The sequence below is a fragment of the Mesorhizobium sp. M7A.F.Ca.ET.027.02.1.1 genome (genome assembly GCF_004022985.1).
Taxonomy (GTDB): domain Bacteria; phylum Pseudomonadota; class Alphaproteobacteria; order Rhizobiales; family Rhizobiaceae; genus Mesorhizobium.
The window spans coordinates 1-7,118 of record NZ_RZOL01000328.1 but is presented as its reverse complement, the minus strand read 5'-3'; the positions used below and the strand labels follow the sequence as shown (position 1 = coordinate 7,118).

8 protein-coding genes are annotated in these 7,118 nt (G+C 63.4%); 5 read left to right on the top strand and 3 right to left on the bottom strand.

The genetic code is table 11. From position 1 onward, the window contains the following. The coding region (purD, locus tag EN749_RS26990) for a phosphoribosylamine--glycine ligase (RefSeq protein ID WP_128364316.1) at positions 1-1,204 on the top strand (1,204 nt) is incomplete at its 5' end. Positions 1,205-1,218: 14 nt separating this feature from the next. Here purD and EN749_RS26985 read toward each other — a convergent pair. Then, positions 1,219-2,328 carry a glycoside hydrolase family 25 protein gene (locus tag EN749_RS26985; protein WP_189367716.1) on the bottom strand — a complete coding sequence of 370 codons (1,110 nt, stop codon included), beginning with the start codon at positions 2,326-2,328 and terminating at the stop codon, positions 1,219-1,221. A 248-nt stretch (positions 2,329-2,576) separates the two neighbouring features. Further along, positions 2,577-2,795 (bottom strand): hypothetical protein, encoded by a 219-nt coding sequence (locus tag EN749_RS26980; RefSeq protein ID WP_013532811.1) that lies wholly within the window; start codon positions 2,793-2,795, stop codon positions 2,577-2,579. Positions 2,796-3,010: 215 nt separating this feature from the next. Between EN749_RS26980 and EN749_RS26970 the strand changes: the two genes are divergently transcribed. Then, positions 3,011-4,780, top strand: coding sequence for an acyl-CoA dehydrogenase (locus tag EN749_RS26970; protein WP_127397667.1), 1,770 nt, complete (start codon positions 3,011-3,013; stop codon positions 4,778-4,780). 20 nt (positions 4,781-4,800) lie between these two features. After that, positions 4,801-5,553 carry a crotonase/enoyl-CoA hydratase family protein gene (locus EN749_RS26965; RefSeq protein WP_127397666.1) on the top strand — a complete coding sequence of 251 codons (753 nt, stop codon included), beginning with the start codon at positions 4,801-4,803 and terminating at the stop codon, positions 5,551-5,553. Positions 5,554-5,596: 43 nt separating this feature from the next. Here EN749_RS26965 and pdxH read toward each other — a convergent pair whose 3' ends face one another. Beyond that, positions 5,597-6,214 carry a pyridoxamine 5'-phosphate oxidase gene (gene pdxH / locus EN749_RS26960; RefSeq protein WP_127270335.1) on the bottom strand — a complete coding sequence of 206 codons (618 nt, stop codon included), beginning with the start codon at positions 6,212-6,214 and terminating at the stop codon, positions 5,597-5,599. Positions 6,215-6,291: 77 nt separating this feature from the next. Here pdxH and EN749_RS26955 point away from each other — a divergent pair, with 77 nt between their 5' ends. Together EN749_RS26955 and EN749_RS26950 are read left to right on the top strand one after the other, a co-directional pair. Continuing rightward, positions 6,292-6,753 (top strand): RT0821/Lpp0805 family surface protein, encoded by a 462-nt coding sequence (locus EN749_RS26955; RefSeq protein WP_128364314.1) that lies wholly within the window; start codon positions 6,292-6,294, stop codon positions 6,751-6,753. 100 nt (positions 6,754-6,853) lie between these two features. Next, the coding region (locus tag EN749_RS26950) for a DnaJ domain-containing protein (RefSeq protein WP_148674723.1) at positions 6,854-7,118 on the top strand (265 nt) is incomplete at its 3' end.

Genomic DNA, 7,118 nt, shown 5'->3' with positions numbered 1-7,118 from the left:
GACAAAGCTCTATGCGGCTCCCGGCAATCCGGGCATCGGCAGCGAGGCTGAGCTGGTGAAGCTGGATTTAGCCGACCATGCCGCCGTGGCCGCGTTCTGCCGGGAGAAAAAAATCGACCTCGTCGTGGTCGGCCCGGAGGGGCCGCTGGTCGTCGGCATTGCCGACGATCTGCGCGCGCAAGGCATTCGCGTCTTCGGACCCTCCAAGGCTGCCGCACAGCTGGAAGGATCGAAAGGTTTCACCAAGGATCTCTGCGCCCGCTACAACATCCCGACCGCCGCCTATGGCCGTTTCAGTGACCTGGCCTCGGCCAAGGCCTATGTCGAAAAGACCGGAGCACCGATCGTCATCAAGGCCGACGGGCTCGCTGCCGGCAAGGGCGTCACCGTCGCCATGACGCCCAGTGAAGCACAGGCAGCACTCGATGCCTGCTTCGACGGTTCCTTCGGCGCCGCCGGCGCGGAAGTTGTGGTCGAGGAGTTCATGACCGGCGAGGAGGCGAGTTTCTTCTGCCTCTGCGACGGCACCACCGCACTGCCCTTCGGTACCGCGCAGGACCACAAGCGCGTCGGCGACGGCGACACCGGTCCCAACACCGGTGGCATGGGCGCCTATTCGCCGGCACCGGTGATGACGCCGGAACTGGTCGAGCGCACCATGCGCGAGATCATCGAGCCGACCATGCGCGGCATGGCCGAACTGGGCGCGCCGTTCTCCGGCGTGCTGTTTGCCGGGCTGATGATCACCGACAAGGGACCGAAGTTGATCGAATACAACACCCGTTTCGGCGATCCGGAATGCCAAGTGCTGATGATGCGGCTGAAGGATGATCTGCTGGTCCTGCTCAATGCGGCGACCGACGGCCAGCTTGCGCATACTTCCGTGCGCTGGCGCGACGAGGCCGCGCTCACTGTAGTAATGGCGGCGAGAGGCTATCCCGGCACGCCGGAAAAAGGCTCGGTCATCCGCGGCGTCGAAGACGCGGCGAGCGACGGCGTCCAGATCTTCCACGCCGGTACCGCCATCAATGGCGGCGCGCTGGTTGCCAATGGCGGCCGCGTCCTCAACGTGACGGCATCAGGCGCCACGGTCGGCGAGGCACAGAAACGAGCCTATGCCGCGCTTGACCGCATCGATTGGCCGGACGGGTTCTGCCGCCGCGATATCGGCTGGCAGGCCGTAGCGCGCGAACAGGGAACCTGAAGTTCCGCATTGGCTCACCGCTGGCCGCGATCGAGTTCGGTGGAAGCGGTGCTGAGTGGATCGGACACGGCAAAGGCAGCGTCGAGTTGTGCGGGTGAACGCCGTTCGGTCCGATTCCAGGCGACATATTGCACAATGCCGAAGCTTGGCCGTCGCGGCACCGTCTTCACGACTGGCATGCGGAAGCCGTCGCGGAAACGGGACCAGCGTGTGCCCAACGCTGTAACCATGTCCTCGAGAGTCGGCGGCGCGGCCACAGACGCATAGGTGATGGTGACATTGCCGGCGAGGCCGGCCTCGCGTGAAACCGGTAGCGGTATCGAGGCGAGATAGTCCGGCGGCACGTCGATAAGCCCACCGAACGGCCATTGCGTGCGCAGCGTGGCGGCGTCTGTCGGCGCGACATTCACGTCTATGTCGTTAGGCGTGCCGGCAACCCTGTAAGGGCAGCGGAAACGGCCGCAATTGGCTTGCGCCGAAAACTGCCACAGTGCGTAGCCTTGCCAGTTGCCCATCGGAAAATGCACGTCGATGTCGTTGGTGTAGCGCGCATACCAAAGCGGCAGCCGCGACAGGAGCCGGTATCGGTAGCTGTTGTCGGCAATGTAGCGGGCGGTCTTGCCGTTGGTGTACAGCACCGGGAAACGGCCGATGCGCCGATGCACCTGGCGTACGAACTCCTCGGCATCGTCGAGCGACATCCATTGCGAGGGGTCATTGCCCTCGATGTCGAGAGCCATGAGATCGTCCGGCGCAGGCTCGGCGAAATCGAGGAAATTGTTCGCCTGCTCGACCGGATTGCCGGGACGGGCAAGGTGATAGGCGCCCCATTTCAGGCCGAGTGCCTTGGCCACCACCCGGCGCGTCTGGAACAGTTCGCGCGTCACCGCATGACGTTTCCACAGCGCCTTGCAAAGCTTTACCTCAATGTCGTTGCCCAGGCAGAAATAGGCCGGCGGCATGCCGTCGGAGGCCTTGTTGATGAAGCCGACGACCCGCTTGTCGGTGGCGAGCTGGGCCCAGTCGATGGAATTATATTCGTAGGCATCGACGACCAGAGCGCGGTCGGCGTTCTTCCACGGCTCGGAAAAATCCGAGGCCGTTGCCGCCGTCGAAAGCGCCATCGTCGCCGCAAGAGCGAGGATCGCCAGCGCATGCCGGCCAAAAGTATGCAGCGGTTTTGGGGCAACGACATGCGCAGGAAACAGAGGCTTGAAGGGTGTCGGTACGACACTCTTCAAGCGGCGAAGGAGGTGCGCCGTCCTTTTCAAAACAGGGAATCCCCGTTGATCAAAAACAAATCCTGAACGCCTATGGTTAAGGAAGTGCTTTCGGGGGCTGGCTCCCAGAAGAGCTGGCGACGCATCAGCCGCTAGAATTCAAACGGGTCAGGCGCCGGCTCTTGCCGCAGCGTGCCTTCGGCGGCGCGTTTGCGGTGGTGGGCGAGCGAGCATTGCGGCGAGCACAAAATGCCGCGATCCGACCAGTAGGCGGCACCATGGTCCAGTCTGCCCCCATGGTAGCAGAACCCCTCCGCTCGATAGGGCAGGCCGCATTCGATGCAGCGGTAGGCGTCGGGTCTGGCAAGCATGGGCGGTTCCGGTTGGCTGGTTCTGATTGCATCGCCGGTCGACTTGATCCGGCATGGGTTGAACTTAATACGCGCCGCCGCGATTGCAAAATCCGCGTGACAAAATTTGACGTTTACGTAAAAAGAAGATGGGAGACCGCTGATACGGCGGGTGGTTTTGCAGCGGCACCGGTTCTAGGGTTGGGCAGGCCGAGGCATCAGGAGGAGTGGGCGGCATGTATAGGGCACCGGTCGAGGATATCGCCTTCACGCTCAAGCACGTGGCCGGCATGAAGTCGGCGCTCGATGCCGGCACCTTCGGCGATCTCGGCGAGGATCTGGTCGATGCCGTTCTTGGGGAGGCCGGCCGCTTCGCCACCGAAGAAGTCGCACCGCTCTACAAGATCGGCGATCGGCAAGGTGCCGTGCTGAAAGACGCTGCCGTCACCACACCGCCCGGCTGGAAGGAACTCTATCGCCGCTGGATCGATGGCGGCTGGAATGCGCTCTCGGGGCCTGAGGAATATGGCGGCGAGGCGCTGCCGACCATGCTCGGCGTCGCCGCGCTCGAAATGTGGAACTCCGCCGCCATGGCCTTCGGCATCGGCCCGACGCTGACCATGGGCGCGGTCGAGGCGCTCGACAAACACGCCTCCGAAGACCTCAAGGCCAAATATCTCGAAAAGCTCGTCTCCGGCGAGTGGATGGGCACGATGAACCTGACCGAGCCGCAAGCCGGCTCGGATCTCGCCGCCTTGCGCGCCCGCGCCGAGCCGGCGGGTGACGGCAGCTATCGCATCTTCGGCCAAAAAATCTTCATCACCTATGGCGAGCACGATTTCACCGACAACATCATCCATCTCGTGCTGGCAAGGCTGCCCGATGCACCGGCAGGCACGCGCGGCATATCGTTGTTCCTGGTGCCGAAATTCCTGGTTGGCGACGATGGCGCGCTCGGTGCCCGCAACGACGTCTTCTGTTCCGGACTTGAGCATAAACTCGGAATCCATGCCTCGCCGACCTGCACCATGATCTATGGCGACGGCTTCGAAGGGGCCGAACCCGGCGCCGTCGGCTGGCTGATCGGCGAGGAGAACAAGGGGCTCGCCTGCATGTTCACCATGATGAACAATGCGCGGCTTTGTGTCGGCATGCAGGGGGTGGCGGTCGCGGAAGCCGCAACGCAGAAGGCGATCGCCTATGCCAATGAGCGCCGGCAGGGCAAGGCCGCGAGCTACACTGGCACGGGTATGGCGCCTATCGTCCATCACCCCGATGTCCAGCGTAACCTGTTGACCATGAAGGCGCTGACCCAGACCGCACGCGCCATCAGCTATTCCTGTGCCCACGCCATCGACATGGCCCGTGTCTCCGCCGGTGACGAGGCGGCATACTGGCGCGATCGCGCCAATCTGCTGACGCCGCTGGCCAAGGCGTTCTCGACCGATATCGGCGTCGAGGTTGCCTCGCTCGGCCTCCAGGTTCATGGCGGCATGGGCTTCATCGAGGAGACGGGAGCGGCCGCCTTCTATCGCGATGCGCGCATCGCCCCGATTTACGAGGGCACCAACGGTATCCAGGCGATCGATCTGGTGATGCGCAAGCTGCCGCTCGGCGGTGGCGACCATGTGCATGGTTACATCGCCGAACTGGCTGATATGGCCGCAGCGGTGCGGACCTCGAACATGCAGGGTTTCGGCCGCACCGCCGACGCTCTCGACGCGGCACTTGGCGATCTCAGCGAAGCGACCCGCTTCCTGCAAAAACTGACGGCCGATGGCCGATCGGAAGAGGCGCTGGCAGGCGCCACGCCCTATCTCAGGCTGATCTCGCTTGCCGCCGGCGGCGCCTATCTGGCGCGCGGTGCTCTTGCCGATCACAACCGCATAGCGCTTTGCCGTTTCTTTGCCGAAAACCTGCTCGGCGAGGTCAGCGCCTTGAGGGCGCGCGTCATCGATGGCGCCGAAAGCCTCGCCGCTGCCGGCAAGACGCTCGTCTCTGCCTGACGTTTCACAAGGAAAACACCGTGACAGACCATATCCTCGTCGAGCGCCAGGGCGCCATCCAGATCATCCGCATGAATCGGCCGGACAAGAAGAACGCGCTGACGCGCGCCATGTATGCGAAAATGTCAAAAACCCTGGCCGAGGGCGACGCCGACCCGGCCATCCGCGTCCATGTCTTTCTCGGCGTGCCCGGCGCCTTCTCCTCCGGCAACGACCTTGCCGACTTCATGGTCGTCGCCACCGGCGGCGACGGCGGCACCGAAGTCTGGGATTTCCTGATGGCGCTGGCCAAGGTCGAAAAACCCATGGTCTCCGGCGTCGACGGCATCGCGGTCGGCATCGGCACGACGCTCAACCTGCATTGCGACCTGACTTTCGCCACGCCACGCACCGTGTTCAGGACGCCTTTCGTCGACCTGGGCCTTGTGCCTGAAGCGGGATCGAGCCTGCTGGCACCGCGCATTCTGGGCCAGCAAGCCGCTTTCGCGCTGCTCGGTCTTGGCGAGGGTTTTTCGGCCGAGCGCGCCAAGGCCGCCGGCCTGATCTACGAGGTGGTCGAGGAAGCAGCGCTGGAGGCTTCGGTATTGGCGGCAGCCGGCCAGATCGCGGCCAAGCCGCCACAGGCGTTGAAGATCGCGCGCAACCTGATGCGTGGTTCGCGCGACGATCTCGTCGCCCGCATCGGCGAGGAAAGCGAGCATTTTCGCGAGCGGCTGAAGTCCGATGAGGCGCGCGCCGCGCTCACCGCGTTCATGACGAGAAAGAAATCGTAAGTGGAAGCAGCCGATCTCCCCCACGAGGGGGGAGATTGGCGCTTCAGGGATAAAGCCTGGTCTTGTCCCAGCCGTCCTTCGCACTGCGCGTAAAAACGAGCCGGTCGTGCAGCCGGAACGGCCTGTCGTGCCAGAACTCGATGGTGCTGGGCACGATGCGGAAGCCGGACCAGTGCTTTGGCCGCGGGATTTCGCCGATCGGATAGCGTGCCGTGTATTCCGCCACCGCTTTCTCCAGCGCAAAGCGGCTTTCCAGCGGCCGCGATTGTTTCGAGGCCCAGGCGCCGATGCGGCTGCCGCGCGGCCGTGTCGCATAGTAGGCGTCGGCTTCGGCGTCGCTGACGATCTCCACCGGTCCGCGAATGCGCACCTGGCGGCGCAGCGACTTCCAATGGAAACACATCGCCGCCTTCATGCTGCCAAGAATCTCCTGGCCCTTGGCGCTCTCGAAATTCGTGTAGAAGACAAACCCGCTTTCATCGAACCCCTTGAGCAACACCATACGCACATCCGGCATGCCGTCGGCATCGACGGTCGCCAGAGCCACGCCGTTGGGGTCGTTCGGCTCGCTTTTCGTGGCGTCGTCCAGCCATGCGGCAAAGAGGCGAAACGGCTCGGCAGCCTCGGTAAAGTCACCGCTTGTTAACTCAGTGTCACTCATAGTTTTTCTCAAATTGTCACGAAGCCAAGATTCTTACAAAACCAAGATTCTTTACGAAGCAAGGGGGAGGTTGCCGATTGTCGCGTATCGCGCAAGCTTTTGACAGCAGGCAATGGAGCGTTATCGCTTCGGCCAGCGCGAAAGCCGCGATCGTGGCGGTCGCCTTGCCGCTTGCCGCGTGTGGCGCCGGCGGCTTCAGCCTGGAAAAAGCCGAAGTCGACCGCTCGATCCTGACCAGCAGCACGTCGGCCTCGGCCGCGCCGGCCAATTTGGATCGCGACTCCGACCAGACGACGATCGGCAATGCGGTTTCCTCGGCCGACATCGAGCAGCTCGGCGGGCAGGCCGTGCCGTGGGCCAATGCCGGCACCGGCTCGCGCGGTTCCATCACCGATATGGCGGAATTGAAGGACAACGGCCAGACCTGCCGCCGCTTCAAGGCCTCGCGCGAAAGCTTTGACGGCGTTGCCATGTTCGAAGGCGAACTGTGCCTGGCCAGCGCCGGCGGCTGGCGCATGCAGGACTTCAAGGCACTCTGATTTTCCGCGTCTGATATGCTGCTCCAGCACTGGAATTTCTTCCTATGCGAGCGCATATAGGTGGCAACCAGAGACTCAACTCTTCTCCAGGGCAGTAAGCATGCGCGACCCCTATGAGGTGCTGGGCGTTGCCAGGAACGCATCGTCCAAGGACATAAAGTCGGCGTATCGGAAACTCGCCAAGAAGCATCATCCGGACCAGAATCCGAATGATCCCAAGGCGAAGGACCGTTTTGCCGCGGCCAACCAGGCCTACGAGATCGTCGGCGACGAAAAGAATCGCGCCGCTTTCGATCGCGGCGAGATCGACGCCGACGGAAAGCCGCGATTCCAGGCCTTTGAAGGCGCTGCCGGTGGCGGCGATC

What these genes read in the sequence shown, in the direction of transcription:
- EN749_RS26980 (WP_013532811.1), bottom strand. Translation starts at nt 2,795, where the DNA reads ATGCTTGCCAGACCCGACGCCTACCGCTGCATCGAATGCGGCCTGCCC.
- pdxH (WP_127270335.1), bottom strand. Translation starts at nt 6,214, where the DNA reads ATGAGTGACACTGAGTTAACAAGCGGTGACTTTACCGAGGCTGCCGAG.
- EN749_RS26970 (WP_127397667.1), top strand. Translation starts at nt 3,011, where the DNA reads ATGTATAGGGCACCGGTCGAGGATATCGCCTTCACGCTCAAGCACGTG.
- EN749_RS26985 (WP_189367716.1), bottom strand. Translation starts at nt 2,328, where the DNA reads ATGGCGCTTTCGACGGCGGCAACGGCCTCGGATTTTTCCGAGCCGTGG.